General features: G+C 35.2%; 12 protein-coding genes. All 12 read left to right on the top strand.

Annotated elements, in window-relative coordinates:
* The first annotated feature begins 2 nt into the window (after positions 1-2).
* The 12 genes from EL247_RS04400 to EL247_RS08620 all read left to right on the top strand — a co-directional run bounded on the left by EL247_RS04400 (position 3) and on the right by EL247_RS08620 (position 17,483).
* Positions 3-1,997, top strand: a complete 1,995-nt coding sequence (locus EL247_RS04400) for a hypothetical protein (protein WP_126442056.1) — start codon at positions 3-5, stop codon at positions 1,995-1,997.
* Positions 1,998-2,220: 223 nt separating this feature from the next.
* Complete coding sequence (locus EL247_RS04395) at positions 2,221-2,856, top strand: DUF4376 domain-containing protein (protein ID WP_126442055.1); 636 nt, start codon at positions 2,221-2,223, stop codon at positions 2,854-2,856.
* Positions 2,844-3,041, top strand: a complete 198-nt coding sequence (locus tag EL247_RS04390) for a hypothetical protein (RefSeq protein ID WP_126442054.1) — start codon at positions 2,844-2,846, stop codon at positions 3,039-3,041. Before EL247_RS04395 ends, EL247_RS04390 begins: the two co-directional genes overlap by 13 nt.
* Entirely contained in the window at positions 3,028-3,321 is a 294-nt protein-coding gene (locus EL247_RS04385) for a phage holin family protein (RefSeq protein ID WP_126442053.1), read from the top strand. Before EL247_RS04390 ends, EL247_RS04385 begins: the two co-directional genes overlap by 14 nt.
* A 178-nt stretch (positions 3,322-3,499) precedes the next feature.
* Positions 3,500-3,715, top strand: coding sequence for a hypothetical protein (locus EL247_RS04380; protein ID WP_126442052.1), 216 nt, complete (start codon positions 3,500-3,502; stop codon positions 3,713-3,715).
* The gene (locus tag EL247_RS04375; protein WP_126442051.1) at positions 3,715-4,212 is read left to right on the top strand and encodes a DUF1353 domain-containing protein; all 498 of its coding nucleotides are present in this window, start codon (positions 3,715-3,717) and stop codon (positions 4,210-4,212) included. The genes EL247_RS04380 and EL247_RS04375 overlap by 1 nt, the downstream gene beginning before the upstream one ends.
* Complete coding sequence (locus EL247_RS04370) at positions 4,202-4,591, top strand: YcbK family protein (RefSeq protein ID WP_126442050.1); 390 nt, start codon at positions 4,202-4,204, stop codon at positions 4,589-4,591. Before EL247_RS04375 ends, EL247_RS04370 begins: the two co-directional genes overlap by 11 nt.
* A 33-nt stretch (positions 4,592-4,624) precedes the next feature.
* Complete coding sequence (locus tag EL247_RS04365; protein ID WP_126442049.1) at positions 4,625-5,029, top strand: hypothetical protein; 405 nt, start codon at positions 4,625-4,627, stop codon at positions 5,027-5,029.
* Positions 5,030-5,074: 45 nt separating this feature from the next.
* Positions 5,075-5,440, top strand: coding sequence for a hypothetical protein (locus tag EL247_RS04360; protein ID WP_126442048.1), 366 nt, complete (start codon positions 5,075-5,077; stop codon positions 5,438-5,440).
* 141 nt (positions 5,441-5,581) lie between these two features.
* Positions 5,582-5,893, top strand: a complete 312-nt coding sequence (locus tag EL247_RS04355; protein WP_126442047.1) for a hypothetical protein — start codon at positions 5,582-5,584, stop codon at positions 5,891-5,893.
* Between the two features lie 202 nt (positions 5,894-6,095).
* Complete coding sequence (locus EL247_RS08625; protein WP_232019726.1) at positions 6,096-6,494, top strand: hypothetical protein; 399 nt, start codon at positions 6,096-6,098, stop codon at positions 6,492-6,494.
* A gap of 102 nt (positions 6,495-6,596) precedes the next feature.
* Positions 6,597-17,483, top strand: a complete 10,887-nt coding sequence (locus EL247_RS08620) for a putative barnase/colicin E5 family endoribonuclease (RefSeq protein ID WP_126442046.1) — start codon at positions 6,597-6,599, stop codon at positions 17,481-17,483.
* Positions 17,484-17,674: the final 191 nt, after the last annotated feature.

Genomic DNA, 17,674 nt, shown 5'->3' with positions numbered 1-17,674 from the left:
CTATGGAGATTGATACAAGTGATGAAATATTAGATTTTTTGAAAGACAATGAGCATTTTGTAGCACAAGTTGGACAAACTTTGCTTATCACGCAAGAAGTGTATAATGGCTTTAAATTGCTTTTGGGTAAATATGAAGTAGCAATCAATGAAGCACAAAACACTTTGGAATCTTCAAAAGAGAATTTGGAAGCTACCAAAGAGTTGTTTTTGGAATTTACTAACCAAAAAGAACAAATACAACAAGCTTTGCAAGAAAGTCAAAATTTATTGGAAACTACTAAGGCAGAAGTAGAAAAGCAGCTAAGCGAACTTCAAAACCTTACTCAAACTAATAGTGAGCTAAATAGTCAAATACAAGAAGCAGCAAACAAAGTTTTGGAGCTTAAAAACGAGATTAACTATCTAATAGAGCAACTTGGAGCTTATGAACAAACAATACAAACAATTAAAGAACTTATCGCAACAATTCCGCAATTAAAACAAGAGGTTATTTTGGAGATAACGCAGACTAAAGAGGAAGCCAAAAAGGAATTGCAGGTTGATAATTTTGTAACAAGGGTTGAATTTGAAGAGCTAAAAGAAAAAATACCAAATTCTAAAGGCGAGGCAGAAGAAATCAAGGATAGCATTGAAAGCCTAGAAGAAGAAATCAAAAATTTACAAGATTCCATTACTGCACTAAAAGAAGAAATCGCACAAAAAAAAGAGCTTTTGAATGATTTGCAATCTCAACTTTCACAAAAAGAAGCAGCCCTAGAAGAATTGGAAGGACTAATAGAACAGGCACAACAAAGCGGACTTCCAACAGATGAGCTAGAAGCTAAAAAAGAAGAATTGCAAAAGGAGATAGAGGGGTTAAAGGAGCAAATTAGCCAAATAGAGGGGGAAATTGCCCAAAAAGAAGAGGAGGTTGCACAAAAAGAACAAGAAATCACACAAAAAGAAGAGGAAATCACACAAAAAGAAGAGGAAGCCCTAGAAAAAGAGGAAGAAGAATTAGAGAAAAATCCCCCAAAGAATCCTAGTGATTTAATTACAAAGTATTTTTTGGAAAAAAATTATGTCTCTAAGGGGAGTGATGAAAGTATAAGTGGTGTTAAAACTTTCACAACCCCACCTATCTCCGAAACTAATCCTAATGCTGGTAATCAAGTAGCAAATAAGGATTATGTAGATTCTGTGGGTAATACTAAAGTGGATTTAAGTGGGAATCAAACTATCGCTGGAAATAAAACCTTTAGCGGTGCTACAACAACTGCTGCTTTGACTGCAAATGGTGCAGTTACTGCTAAATCAACACTAGCAGTTACAGGAAATACAACAATAGCTGGAACACTCACTGCAAATGGAGCTACAACGCTTAATGGAACTACAACTTTTAAGACTCCACCTATCTCCGAAACTAATCCTAATGCTGGTAATCAAGTAGCAAATAAGGATTATGTAGATTCTGTGGGTAATGCTAAAGTGGCTTTAAGTGGGAATCAAACTATCGCTGGAAATAAAACCTTTAGCGGTGCTACGACAACTGCTGCTTTGACTGCAAATGGTGCAGTTACTGCTAAATCAACACTAGCAGTTACAGGAAATACAACAATAGCTGGAACACTCACTGCAAATGGGGCGATTGCATTAAATGGAAGTTCTACTTTTAAACTTATCCCAAATTGTGCAGTTAAGCCAACAGGCAATAATCATTTGGCTAACAAACTCTATGTGGATAATCTAGGTGGAGTGGTTAGTTCTGGAGCTGCTATTGATTTTAGAAAAGGAAATCATTTTATGGTTAATTTGTCGGCTAATGCCCAAATTAGCGTAGCAAATTGGGGAGGTGTAGCTGGGAAAAGTGGGACTATCACAATATTGAATGCAAACAGGATAACAGGATTCAAAGCCCCTTTCAATTTCAGAATCGCACAAAGTGGATTTAGTGGAACAGAGGTGTTTAGCTATTACTGCTATGCAAGTAATCTAATTAGAATTGTAAGGAGTTAGAGAAATTCGCATTCAAGATGCCTAGTAAATGATTTTAAAAATTTTGGGAGGCACATACCTAAGTATGCTAACCTCCCCAAATTTGTAAAAAACAATTACCATACACCGCAACTGCTGGAATTTAGGGAATGTTTAGAATCTGCTTTGTGGTTAGGTTTGGCGGTGGAGTTTGAAATTCTCAAATTCTAATTATAGCAAGTATGAATTTATTAAAGGAGTTAAAATGGAGTTTTATGATATAGCAAAAAATGAAATCTTTTATAACAATATTTATTTAAAAGAAACAAGTTTTCAAGCAGAAAATGAAAATGGAGAGGTAGAAGAGTTTAAGGGAGTGGATACGATATTTTTAGATAGGTTAAGCAATGAGGAGTTAAAAGAGCTTGGTATTGCTAAAGTGCAAAGAGGGCAAATGCCTAGTGAAATTTCTTTGTATCAAGAAGTCAAAGAGATTAAAGAATATGTGGAGAAAGAAAATCTCTATAAAATCACTTATGAGCTAATAGATAAGCCCCTAGAGAATATCAAAGAAGTTAAGAATCTGCAAATCGATGAGAAAAAACAAGAGGTTATCTCACAAGGATTTAGCTATCAAGATAAGGTTTATCAATGCGAGGCTTATGACCAAACATTGATTTTGGGTAAAGTTACTCAAGCACAACTCAACCCTAGCGAAAGTATTTCTTGGATAGCCAAAGATAATACAATTGCTACTTTTAATCCGCAAGAATTTGTTGCTTTTGCAACCGCACTGGCTTTATTTATAGAGCAAGTTACCTTTAAAGCTAGAAGCCTCAAAGATAAGGTGGTTAATGCAAAAACAAAAGAGGAAGTAGAGGCAGTAGTATGGGAAGAGTAAAATCTAAGATGAAATATTATTTCTTTTTGTTTAAGTGGTTTTTGATAGGAAAATACCACTGCAATGTTCCAAAGCACTTGAAGCCCTACTATTGGAGTATCCATAAGGCTTTGTGGTTATTTATTATTTTGAGTGTCGCCCTAACAAGTGCAAGATTCATCGAGGTGCTTTTTGGAATCTCTTAATTCATACTTGGAATTATTGCCCATTGCTTTAGTGGGGCTTTTGGCAGGATTTATGGGGGCATTGGATAATAGTGAGGATATTAGAAAATGCTTTAAAATCGCACTCAAGCGAATTGTTCTATCTAGCTTTTTGTGCGTAGTGGCTTACTCCATACTTAGTGCCACAGACTTGCCTTATCTTGCAAGGGTAGGGATTAGTGCTTGTATTGGGTTTTTAGGAATTGAAAAGGCTATTTCTTATGCCAAAGAGATTCTAAACTTTAAGCGAGGTGGGAAATGAAATTCGCATTCAAGATGCCTAGCAAAAGAATTGAGAAAATTTCAAGAGGCACGAACGCAAAGTTCGCTAACCTCTCTAAATTTTCTCATAACATTTACCATACACCGCAACTGCTAGAATTTGTGGAAATCCCAAAGCTAGAATTTGAAAAAGGCAGTGGTGGGTTTGGAGGTAGGGAATGAGCTTCAAGGCATTTTTACACCTGCAAATTGTAATCATTATCTTGGCTTTAATCCTAAGCCTTGCCTATAACATAAGGCTTTTAAAAGAGTTACAAGAGAGTAATGCTATTTTGGCAGAATGTATAAATCAGCAAAATGGCTTTAGAGAGCAAATAAGACAAGAGGATATTGAGAGATATATTAATAAATCAATAGAAAAGGAGTTGAAGTAATGTGTGAATATACAAATGGCAAACCATTAGAAAAAACTTATTTGGAAGTAGTGTTTTTAGGTAGAAAAAACTTCAAATTAATAGAGGATTTTAACTATCAATTCAAACAAGATTTGGCAATAGAGAGGGAATTAATAGTCAATGGAATTGCTAAAGAATATGATAATAGATACACCAAGACTTATTATATCACTATCCCCAAAGGATTTAATACAGATTTTGGAAGCATTCCGCAATTATTTCAAAGTTTGGTTAGTCCGATAGGAAGCCCTACAAAAGCATATGTATTGCACGATTATTTGCTTAGCCTTTACTTGCAAGGAAAAATCACTAAAAGGAAAGTGTGCGATAAAACCTTTAGAACAGCTCTTAAAAATGAGGGTGTGGGTATGGTTAGAAGAAGCTTTATGTATTTGTGTGTGAGAGCTTATAGCACCTATAAAGATTTTGTTAAAAAAATCAAAGATAAATTTAAAAAGGATAAAGATGAAGCCTAACAAATATTTTAAAGAAGATGAATTCAAATGCAAATGTGGCAAATGCGAATTACCGCCCGATGTGCCTAGCGATGAGTTAGTAGATTTGCTTTGTGAGATTGAGGAATTTTTTGGCACTCACCCACAAATAAATAGTGGGCATCGTTGCAAAGACCACAATGCTAAAGTAGGTGGTTCTCCAAGATCACAACACACAATAGGGAGTGCTGCTGATTTTGTTATCCCAAAAGTGCCAACAAAAGTAGTCTATCATCATATATTAAAGAAATATGGTGATTTACCTTTAGGAATAGCAGTTAAAAATAATCCGAATGATGAGTATGCAGGATTTGTGCATTTGGATACAAGGGGTAAAAAAGCAAGGTGGGAGTATAAATGAAATGATAAATATTTATAAAACTAGGAGTGTGAAATGTTTTTTGGAAGTCCTACCATACAAATAGATGTTAATGGGAGTAAAATGGAATATAGCAATAAGGTGGTTTTGAATTTTCCAAATTGTAGTGAAACACCACAAAATTTGCCGACAAGCTGTGTGGGCAAAGAATGTGCCTTTGTGGTAACTAATACTTGCATTAAGGGACATACTTGGAAAACAAGGAGTGAAGCGAGTTTCTTGCGAGGCGGAATTGCTCAAGTGCAGCTAACTGGATATGCAAGATATAGAGCAAAAGGAGAGGTAACTAAAAAGAGCTTTAAAGCTAGAGTAAATGCAGTGGGGATTATTTTTCATAACTATAACAATGGAAGTGCAAATGCTAGTAGTGGTTGGTATGATAGCTTCCATAAGGCAAGTGTCGAAGTATATTATAACTAAGGAGATAAAATGTTTATGCTGTGTAGGGGGGGGGGGGGCTAAAAGATGTTTATAGTAGGAAGTGGAGGGGCAGTAGCCTCTAATGGAAAATATTATAATAATTTCTTGGAGATTGTCAATGAGGTAACAAATTCTATGACAGCTAATTGGGGGATTTCAGATAAAAATGGGAAAGGGCATTATAAAGTCTTAGATATTGGAGTAAATTATTGGATTGATATAAATTTAACTTTGAGTGAGAATACACAGGATAGATGTGGGCTTTATCTTTATGAAACAAGTGTAGAGGAAAAGAGTGGAGGATACTATCTCCCTGGTCAAACTTGGGGAATTGCAAATGTGCTAAGTATCAAAGAGGTTGTTTATCCTGCTATGTTAAAAAAAAGGTTTTACTCTCAATTCATCTTATAACTACACTCCCAAAGGAGGAAGAAATAATTTTAAGTTAATGCCTATCAATCCTTATGCTAATTATGGTGAAGTGTTGAATCCTGATTTTGTAGGAAGAGTTGTTTATAAGATTTTTTGGGATTAAGGAGTTAGAGGGATACAATGGATATTAAAAGCATTTTGGGTGGAGTGTGTTTGGTTTTGGTTGTTTCTTTGGGATTTATCTTTTGGCTTTATGTGGGAGCAAAAGAGGAAATTGCAGGGCTAAAAAAGGATTTGCAATTAAGCAAGGCAAATGTGGTGGCTCTACAAGAGGCGATTGACAAACAAAATTTGGCGATTAAAGCTTTGGAGGTAAAGGCAAGCAAGCCACCAAAGGAAATAGAAGTAATTAAGGAAATCAAGCTCAAAGATTCTAGTTGTGAAGCAGAACTTAGAGGTTATAAGAAACTTTTTAAGGAGATGGGGAGATGAAAATTCGCATTTGGTAGTCTCATTTAGTAGATTGAAGGCTTTTAGAGGCAGTCATTACCGCTTGGGTAACTCTTACCCCTAAAAGCCTTCAAAACTGCTAAAGCAGATACACAACTGCTAGAATTTGGAGTGTGCTAGAATTTAGTGGAGTATGGAAACTTTAAAGGCAATGGAAACTTAAAATTTAAACAAAGGAGATAGAATGAAAAGAGGCTTTGCAGTGTGGGGCAAAAAGCCCCTAAAATTAATACGCCTTGACTATAAAGAGACAAAGGAGTATAATTATCACTGCAGTTTGGTAGTGCATTTAACTCACCTCGCTTTCGAGGTTATAAATTACTTCCAAAGAGGTTGCCGCCTCTTTGGAGCAAACCTCAAAAAGATTCTACAAAAAACTTACTTAATTTCTTTAAGCTTGATTTTCAGTGCTTGTGCTTCTAGTGTGCAAGTGCAAACAAAGGAAGTCCTAATCCCCATAAAATGCAATTTAGAAATGCCAAAAAAACCAAAAGAGGATGGAAGTTTTGAATCCCATAAGGCTTTGGGGATTTATTTTTTGGAAGTGGAGAGGACATTGAAAGATTGCTTAAGTGTGGAGTGAAGAGTTTCCATTTTGTGCTACTAATTAGGCGATTTTGATTGTTTAACCCTTTAATTGAAACCTATTTTTTGAGACAATGCAAATAAAAAATAGGAATGAAAAGTGGTTTTTGATTTTGATAGTGCATTAAAAAGTGGTTTTCAAAAAGGCGAGATTGTAGATTTTTTGCGACAACAGGCAAAAAGCGATATTAATTGGCAAGAAATTGACGAATTAAAAGCACAAGCTAAGGCAAACAATCCAAATCTAAATGAGAATGCTTTTGTGTTTGATTATTTGCAAAATGGTAATTTTAATTTCAATTCTGCACCTGCTAGCAGGGAAGATACACTAGCACTTATCAAGGAACAAGAAAAACAATACCAAAATCCAAATCTACTAGAGAGGGGGCTAGAATCAATTAGTGAGGCGGCTTCTAACCTAACCTTTGGGCTAACTCCAACTTATGAAAGTCAAGCTACACAAAAAAATCAAAAAATCACTGATGAGATTTATAAAACCGCTGTTTTAAATGGAATAGACGCTAAAGATTTATCACAAAAGACAAATTATGAAATAGCAGAGCAAAAGGGAGGATTTTTTGATAATTTTAGAATCAATAACACCAATACTTCTAATGAATTAATCAAGCAAGAGAGACTAAAACAAAGTGCATTAAATAAAGATTTTGCTGATTTAAATCCACAAGAAAAACAAGCTTATAAAGAAGATTTAAATATCGGTAGCTTGGCTTGGGATTATTTTTTTGGTGAGGAGGAAAAGCAATTTGAGGATTGGAAAGAGAATAAAAAAGCACAAAATCTCATTATAGATTACCAAAGTGCCATTGATGATATTAACCGATTAAACACTTATCATCAAAATACAAGCCTCTATAATACCTTTTTTGGAAAAGATTCTAAGCTTAAAGAGCAATATTTAAAAGATGTGAATAATATCGCCGCTAAAGTAGGATTTGATGGGGCTGAGTTTAAAGAAAATGGCGAGTTATATTTACTTAAAGATGAGGAAGCTTATAAGGTCAATGAAGAGTTTTTTAAGAACCTTCCCACAACGCTAGATGCAATAAAAAATGAGATTGCTTTGGGAATGGGAGGGGCTGTGGCTGGAGCTAGGGCTGGGGCTAGTGTAGGTAGAATAGGCGGAGTAGTTGGAGCAATAGGGGGAGGAGCTGTGGGAGCTGTGGCGGGAGCTGTGGGGGATGTGCTATCTAATAATGCCAAGCTAGATAGAGAAAACAATACAAAAGAAATCATTTCTCACGCCCTAGAGGCTGGAACATTGAGTTTGGCAGGAGATGCTATTGCACTAGGATTAGCCAAAGGAGGAAAGCCGCTTTTAAAAAAAGCTAAAAATGTGATTTCTAAAGCAAGTGATAATATTATTTTGGCAGGATTTGTAAGAAATCTACCCACTCAAAACTTAAGAGCCGCACAAAAAATACTCAATAACTCTTACACAAAGGAAGAAAAGGAAGCGTTATTTGCCTTTGGAGAGGAGTTTGGAGGAAGATTAAAAAGCGGAGAGACTAGCAATACTCAAAAGCTTATTGACTTTACGCAAGATAGCAATTTACCTCTAAAATCAACCGCACTAAAAATGCTAAATGCTATCAATAAACCAACTCTAAGACAAAGGCAATTAGAGCTTATTGAATTGATCAGAGCTGATGAAAGTGGAAGTTCTTTAGCCTTTTTGACAGAAGTGGCAAATACTAGCCCAAAAGCCTCTAAAGTGCTAGGAGATATTTTGAATGCTACTACTTATAACCTCCAAAAGCAACTTAAAGAAATTGGAATGGATAATATTGAAATAAGGCAGATTTATGAAAATCTAAAAAATAAAACTAAAGCAGATTACAACGATGTAATGGAAAATGTGCTTGGGAAAATCTATGATTCTAACTATAAAACCACGCTAGATAATAAAAACTACCTAAATTTTAGAAAAGAACTAGAAAATAGCGGAATTTTAGAAAGCGATGCAATGGCATTTTTAAAAGATATTGAGGCAAATATCTATAATCCAAATGGCGTTGAGTTTAAACAACTCAATAATGCTTTAAAGCGACTGAATGCTTATACAAAGAGTGCTAATCCTAATTTGAATGAACATTTAAAAAGTGCGGTTAGAGGATTTTTAAAAGAGGATATTAAAAAAGGAATTGATGAAATTTTTGCACAAAATACACAAGGTTATGCTGATGCTAAAAGGCTTTTTGAGAGTGCTTTGAGCGATTATGCCACAATGAAAGAGATTTTTAAGGTTAAGGGCATTAAAAGCTTGATGGATAGCACTAAAACCAAAGAAGCAGCAGAAGAATCATTTGTGAAATATTTGCAAGGGCAAGGAGAAGCTAATAAAAGTAATTATGAAATCCTCACTCAAAATCTCCCCAAAGAACAAAAAGAAAATTTGGAACTTGGAGTAATCAATCAAATATTCAATAAAAGTCTAAGTAATGGAGATAATGGGTTAAATGTATTTAATAGTGTGGCATTTAATAAAGAAATTGAAGGGCTAAAAGATAAATTTACAACCAAAGGGGCTAAAGATGCCCTAGAACTCATAGGGGGATTCCATAAACTTTTTTTAAATGATGGAGAGATAGCTTATGCTTTAAGACCAGCTAAAACAGGAAGCAAAGGAATGAGCTCCACTATTGCTACAAGTATCAAAGGGGCAACAGAGCAAAAAACTACTTCGGCAATTATGGATTTATTGATGCGTAACTTACCTGAACTTGGGATACCTTTCACGCCTATTAAATTTAGGGCTTTTAATGAGAGGATTCAAGGAGCGGCATTGCGGTATCATCTCTTAAGTGCTTTGAACCATAGTGTGAATGTAGAGGATTTTAAAAGCATTTTGCAAAGGAGGAACACGCCAAATAATTTCAATCTCCCTACAAGAGAATTTTTAAATGAATTTTTGAAGCAGGTTGATGAAATCAAAACTGAAACTCTAAAAGATGCAGAAAATTTGAGGGCAAGAGAAGCAGAGAGTTTCGAGAAACAAAAAATGGAGGCACAATTTTCTACTGCAAATTTATCTAAAGAGCAAATCCTAAACAACTTGCAAGATGTTCGCTTTAGGGATACCAAAGTAAAGGAGACAGAGAATGACACAATTACAAGGAACAATCATACTGACAATACTAACAATAGCAACATTAGCAATACCAATACTCTTGATAGCCACTTACATACGACACCGCAAGGTAATGAGAGAGTTATGGGAGACATATCAACACAATCTCGAGTGCATAGAGAGGGGGGATTACGAGAATCGCAAGAGTTATCGGATATAAGATTCACAGACACCAAAGGCAAAGAACACACACTTACTAAAGAGACACAAGAGCAATGGCTAAAGACTTTTGGCTTAGAAAACTTAGAGCAAAGCTATATCCCAAAGCATAGTGAGGAAATAAAACAAGCACTAGGTGGCAAAGAGATACGACTACAAAAGGGCAGTTTGCTAAAGCTAGTTTCACAAGGCAGAGAGGAATTCATACCGCAAATAAAAGCAGTATTAGATGAACCTGATTTGATTATAAAAGAGCCAAGTGAGGAAATTTTACTTGCTAAACATTTGAAAAATGAGGACTATTTCGTAAATGTAAGCTTTGATAATGGGGAATATTTGGTAAGTATCTCAAATGGGATAAAAGAAACTAGAAATTTACAAAATAAGCTAAATGCGGGAGCAAAAATAATTTATCAATCTCCAAACGCCAATTCTATCTCGCAAACGCTTTTACAGACTTCGCAATATTCCGCCAACAAGATTGACAATGTGGATTCTACCACAAATTTATCTAAAAGTGAAGTTTCTTCGGCAACTTTAAGCCCTTTTGCAAGAGCAGAGGCAGAAAAACAAGCAAGGCTAGAAATACAAGCAAAAGAGGAAGCACAAAGAGAGCTACAAAGAGAAGCTAGAAGAGAGGAAATAAAAGAAAATCAAAGAATCCTTCAAGAGCAAAAAGACAAAGAAAGCGGACAAAGCAGCCTTAATCGTGAGGTGGATTTGGGCGATAATATAAAAGTTAGAGAAATAAAAGCACCCACCACAAGCGTAACATTAGGTAATAATGAGGTGCTAGAACTTAAATATGTAGTAGTCAAGCAAGAGGATTTAAAAACTAATTTTAATGGTAATGCTCTCCAACCACGAACACAGAGTAATCCAGCTATGATTGAACGCATTGCCACACAATTTAAACCAAATTTGGTAATTGGCAGGGGAGGATTTGAAGATTTGCCTATCTTAGCCCCTGATGGACAAGTAATAGCAGGAAATCATAGAGTAGAGGGAATGAAGCAATTTAATCAAGCTTCAAGAAAAAGGTATGAAGATGCTATCAAAGAAAGCTTTGGTGTGGAATTAAAAAGTGATGAATTGCTGCTTAGAATGCCAAAAGATGAGTTAGAAAATCAAAAGCTAGTTTCTTTAGCCTTTGTGAGTAATGCAAATACTAATCTCACTTATGGTGATAAGGTAATGGCTAGTTTGGGAAAATATGCTAAAGAACTAGAAATGATGCCAAGATATTTTGGGAGTGAAAGTGTAGATGAACTCTCCACAAAGGTTGCAAAATCTTTGGAAAACAATGGGCTTTTGCCTAACGAGGAAGAAGCTAATTTGGCATTACTAGGACATTTAGCAAAAAATAGCAATGGAGAGAATATTGCAAGTGTGCTAACTAGAATCTATCAAAACAACAATAGAGAGAATTTTACCAAAATCAAAGATATGTTTGTAAAAAATGCAGGAGCATTCCATAATCTCATTAATGATACAGGGGAAAATGGGCTTAAAAACTTGGAATTAAGACCTTATTTGCTTGATTCTATTAATGCGACTTCTCAAAGCCTAAGAGGCACAAGAGCGGATAATTTTAAAAAATTGGTTGAGAAAATAGAGAATGTTTTAAAAACCACTGATGAAAATGGAAGTAATGTAATTTTGCAACAAGATTCTGAGTATTACAAAAATCTAATAGGAGAGATACTAGGGGCTAGTTTGGCAAAATTTGCAAGACAAGAAAATCCCGCAAATGCACTTTATGAAGTGCTAAAAAATGCTAAGGCAGATTTAATAGAAGAATTATCGCCCACACTCTTTAAAGAGGGTAAAGGGATTGAAAAGGCAGATATTTACGACTTCTTAGAATTATTAATTAGCAAAGGTGAGGCAAGCGAAGTAACAAGTAGGGTTATAGATTTACTCCCAGCTTTAAAAGAAAAAGAGAAAGCATTTAATGAGTATATCAAAAATAATAACCTAGATCAAAGAGTAAAGGAGATAGAGAATGGAAAGTATAGTAATGGCAATAATAACAATTTTGATACTAGCAGCAGCAATAATGATAGCCAAAAAATGGGAACCAACAGAGACATTGGACGACGCAATAATGGAGATGAAAGCACAGAGATGGGCGGACTGCGTGCAGGAGAGGAGAAACAAGCAGGAGATAGTGAAGCTACAAAAAGAGAAGTTGGAACTAGAGATACAGCAACAAAGACAAGAACTACAAACTTGCAAGAGACAAAAGAACTTTCATTGTCAAAGGCACAGGCAAAAAAGCAAGAAATACTAAATCGTGTATTGACCAAAAAGCAAGAGCAATTAGCAAAATTAGAAAAACAATACCAAGAAGCCATAGCAAAAGAAAATTCAAGACCAATCCCGCCACCAAATCAAAGCAATAATTTAAGAAGGGCAGCCGATAGAGCCTTAAGCACTAGAATCAAAAATTTATTATCAAAAATAGAGGATAAGAAAAATGAAATTATTTTACTAGACCCAAACGCAAGTAAAAAAGAAAAGTATATCGCACAAAGAGGACAGACATATTATAACTCTATGCTAAGAAGCTACGAAAATTTTACTAAAAACAAACAAGTATTTTTAGATAAGGATATATTTAAGACAGACTTATTAGGGTTTGGCATCAATTCAAACCCACAAGCACTTAGAGAATTTAGGAATTTTATCGAGCATAATTTTAACATCACACCTTTAAAAGACTTTGGCACAAATTATGCCGAGTTTTATAGAGATGGACAAGGAGCTATTGCAAAGATTCTAAGTGAAGCTAAGGATTATGAAGCTAGAAAGCAAGCAGGCAAGCTAACACAAGCAGAAATAGAGCAAGGAGCATACAAAGGGCAAGTAGCAGGGGCATTCTATAAAGAGGAGTTAGGGGATATTGATGTAGTTTGGGGAGATTCACACTTTGGTTTGCAACATATCCTAGAGAGGAGAACACAGGATTTTATCAAAGAGGGATTAAGTGAGGCAGAGGCAAAAGCAAAGGCTAGAGAGTTTGTGGAATCTATACCCGAGATTGTAGAAAATGGAAAAGTAACATTTGGAAAAAATAGAGCTTTTATAGATTTTGACAATAAAAGAAGTTTGATAGCACTTGATTATAAAGGCGAGGATAAAAAATGGTTAATTACAGCTTATAAGGAGTATGACGCCCCCACTCCAGCAAATCCGCACCAAAGTGAGCATAATATCAATACTTCAAGCGTGAATCGTATCGATGGCGACATTAAGGATGATTCTAGCACAAATTTATCTAAAAGTGAAGTTTCTCTAAACAATCCCAAAAACTTAGATGAAATAGGAGAAAATGCACAAACTATTTCCAAAATGGAAATAGTTAATCTTGAGCAATTTGGTAACCACGAGCAAAGAAATATTATAACTTTTGCTGACACAATGCAAAGAGTAATGTTAGCCGAAAATGGCACTCCACATATGCTAGGTAATGATGGGATAAAAGAATTACAAAGCTTTGAGCAATATATACGCTTACGAGGTGATTATCCTAAGGCTAAAGAAATTACAAATGATAGAGCCTTAGAACTAAGCTTTAAAGAAGAATTAAGCAAACAAGAAGTTAGCGATTTAGCTAATTATCTCTACAAAAATGCCACAGATTTTGCAGAGAATAAAAAAATTATAAATACTGCAAACAAGCCTTTTAGACCGAGTAATGCCTTATATAAACTAGCCCAAAGCTTACAAGAGACAATACTAGAGCATAACAAAGAACTATATGAGAAGTTTTTAGCAGACAATGGGATTACTTTTAATTTCACAAAAGCTAAAGACCTAAAAGAGATAAGAGGGCATAGAAACAAAGAATTTAAAACAGAGCTAGAAGCAGAACTCTATGGCAAAATACAAAACATACTCAAAAGAGACCACATAGGCGAACATAATCAAATCTTTTTGCAAAACCTAAAAGAAATATGGGATATAAAGCCACAAAAATTTCACAATGCAAATGATATAGCAGTGTTAAATGAGAATGTAGAGTTTGCAAAAAATAAAGCAATGGGCAATATTTTAGAAAAAATACGAAAAAACGAACTTGATTTTGATAACGAAGCGGATTTCCAACAAGAATTATTAAAGCAGTGGCAAAAAGAACTCTATTATTATAATTACCAAAGCAATAATCAAATCCCAAATATTACAAGATTTTTAGAGGAGAGAGGCAATCCTTTAAAAGAATTTGGACGCAATTACCCACAATACTATCACAAGCCACAGGAAGCTATAACACACCTGCTAGAAACCAAAGAGGGGCAAGTAGCAGGGGCATTCTATAAAGAGGAGTTAGGGGATATTGATGTAGTGTGGGGAGATTCACACTTTGGTTTGCAACATATCCTAGAGGGGAGAACACAGGATTTTATCAAAGAGGGATTAAGTGAGGCAGAGGCAAAAGCAAAGGCTAAGGAGTTTGTGGAATCTATACCCGAGATTGTAGAAAATGGAGGTGTAAGAAAAGGAAATCAAAAAGCTTTTATTGATGATAGTGAAGGTAGAGCGGTTATTGCGTTGAATTATTATGGAAAAGACAGGAAGTGGCTTTTAACTGCATATAATGATGATGTCGCCCTTAGCCCATCTCATTTGCAACAGACTAAGCATAATACCGATACTTCAAAGCTATCTCGTATCGATGGCGACATTGAAAAGGAGAAGAGTCAAGGTAGCAACTCTGACTCTTTTACAAAAGGCGAGACTCTGCCTTTAAACTCTAAAGCAGATTCTACCACAACTCTAGCACAATATCAAGGAGGGCTAAACAATACCCTAGATACACAAAGAAAGTTGCAAGTAAGTGGGTTTGAGGTAAAGGGCAAGAGCTATGATTTATCAAGCAAAGAAGACTTACAAAGTTTGAAAGCATTTTTCCATACGCATAGCACAGATACACAAGAGGCAAAAGAATTGTTTGATAGTGTGTTGGATCAAGCTGAAAAATTTAAAATCAAAGTAGATTTTACCAATGATTTGCCATATTTAGTTAATGGAATGTATGATAAATTTTTAGTTAAGGTTTCAGATGAACTCCCTGCAGAGTATAAGGCACAAACATTGTTCCACGAGTTAATCCATAGCGTTACAACAAATGCTATAATGTTGGTTAGGAATCAAAAAATATATAATGAGATAAATAATATCCCCACAAACACTGCGAAATTAGCTAAACAAATCCCATTACTACGCCCCACACAAATAGAAGCAGTGAATACCATAATGGGAATCCAAAACAGCATTAAAAAAGCTAGAAGCCACTATGGTAGCAAAAATGAATTTGAATTTGTCGCAGAATTAGCTAATCCAGAGTTTAGGGATTGGCTAAAAAAACTTAATGTATTTGAAAAACTTGTAGGGGCTATAACAAAGATTGTCGCTTCCCTCAAAGAGAGTGTAAGAGGCTATGGAAAACCAACAGGCAATGCGTATGAAAAAGCAAAACAAGCTCTAATGGATATAATTGACAACTACGACAAAAACTTTTTGGAGAAATATACAGATAGATACTACAAAAAGGAAATGAGTAGCCAACCACATTCTAAGTTTGCTTTGGGCTTCTTAGGTGGTGCGGTGGGAAGTAAAGCAGTATCACAAGGCTTTAAGGTCATAAAAGATAATCCACAGCTAAAAGAATCTCTAAAACAAGAACTAGCAAACACACTAGCAAAAGGCTGGGAAGCTACCACTGCCAAATACCCTATCCTTAAAGCCCTAGAGCCTATGAAAATAATGCAAAGCCAAAAGGGGCGGATAGCACAAGCTGGGCATATCATTGATAAAACCTTTTTGGAACAAAGTATAAAAGTTTTAAGGGATAATGTAGAATCTATGCCAAAAGAGCTAAGCAAAGAGGAGTTTTTAACAAAAGGTTTAGAGCGAGTTATTAATAAAGAAAGCTTTTTGGAGCATTTACAAAAGGCAAAAGATAGCAAACAGAGATTAGCTTTTTTGAATTTGGTAGAACCAACAATGGCTAAAGCAAATATAGAACTTGACATACTTACAGATAGTGGAGAATTAAGAAAAGGTTATTTAAAAGCTTTTGAATATGGAGAAAATAGGGATTTATTTTATTTGCTTGTAACACAAGATAAGGATAAATTACTCATAAGTGGGTATCCTATTTCTAAAGAAAAAGAAATAAAGAGGATATTGAAAAAGGCTAAAAGCATTACTTTTAAAGAGGGCGTGGCTTTTGAGGAAATAACCAATCGCCCCGAGCTAAACAAGTCCTCAACTCTCAAAACAGATTCTACCATAGATTCTAAGCTTTTGTCAAAACAAGGCATAGACGAAGTTTCTTTAGTAAAAGTCCAAAGCAAATTTAAATACGATGAGAAAAAGGCAAGTGATTTGCTAGAGTGGCACAAAGACTCAAGCCCTATCACAAAAGATAAAGATGGATTGCCAAAAGTATTTTATCACGGGAGCAAAGCAGGAAATATAAAAGAGTTTAAAAGCGAATTTGATGAAAGCGGTTTGGGCTTTTGGTTTGTAGATGATATTGAATATGCTAAAAGAGTTGATGACAATCTCTATGAAGTGTTTTTAAATGTTAAAAATCCTATTGATTTTAGAGGTGGGGATAATCTAAACTATCCATACAAACTTCAAGAGGAAATGGATAAATTAGGGCTTTCATTAGAGCGTTATACATATCAAACAAAAAAAACAAAAGAGTTTTTACAATCAAAGGGCTATGACGCACTGATATTGGATGGTAGTAATAAAGAACACCCTTTTATAGCTATCTTTGACTCCAACCAAATAAAACACATAGACAACAAAGGCTCTTACACAGATTCTAGCGGAAATATCACAAGCACGAAGCCAAAGGATACACAGGCAGAGCATAGATACTTCAACGAAGCTAGCCCAAATATCTATCAAAGTAATGCACACATAGGAAGTGGGCTTGTGAGCGGAACTCTCGCAGGAGTAGAGACCGATGAACAAGGTAATATCATAGGCTTTGACCCTAGCAAATTTGCACTAGGATTCTTAGGGGGAAGCGTTGCTTCTAAAATAGGATTGGAATCTATTAAGAGATTATCTCATAATCCTAAAGCAAGGGAAGTGCTAGAGCGATTAAGACTAAAAAATGATATACTACCACTTTTAAATAAAGGCAAAAAAGTGGATAGTAAAGATGTGATAAAAATCTTACAGACAAGCCCACAAAAAGGGCGGGATATGTTTGTCATAGGGCAGGATAATTTAACTCAAGATGTGCTGGAATGGGTCATAAAAAACAATAAAAAGATAGCTGTTGATACACTAGATTCTAGCAAGGCAAAGAGTCTAGGCTTCAAATATCCCAAAGAAGTTCGTAGAACAATAGGTGCAAGCGAAATTAATCATACACTATCAAGGCACGGGGCTAAAAGTCAGCTGGTTCAAAAAAGCGGACAAAAAGAAGTAAAACTTGATGATATAAGTCAATGGACAAAATACGCAGATACTGCTGATAAACATATAATTTCTAAAGATGATTTGGGACAAGAGGTGCTAGTGAGTGCAAAGCAAATTAATGGTTATTATGTGATAGTGGAATCTATACGCAAAAAGCATAATGAATTAGCTTTCAAAACAATGTATTTTGAAAATGGGAAAATACAAGATAATGAGATGTTTAAATAGCTTTGGGACGACTAATGCTAAAAAGCACTCCAAGCCATTAGGTTACGAGCCTACACTTGAATTAGATAGTATTCTACCCAAAGCTTGTTGTATTATAATACTTTATTTTTTTAAAGTCAAGAAAGCGAAATAATCAGGTAAAGACTATAAATAAACTCATAAAAATAAGAGTGGGGAACGCTTAAGGGGCA

Origin of the sequence: Helicobacter pullorum (genome assembly GCF_900638355.1) — a bacterium.
Lineage (GTDB): Bacteria > Campylobacterota > Campylobacteria > Campylobacterales > Helicobacteraceae > Helicobacter_D > Helicobacter_D pullorum.
The sequence above is the reverse complement of the archived record's forward strand: the minus strand, read 5'-3'. Positions and strand labels throughout refer to the sequence as shown.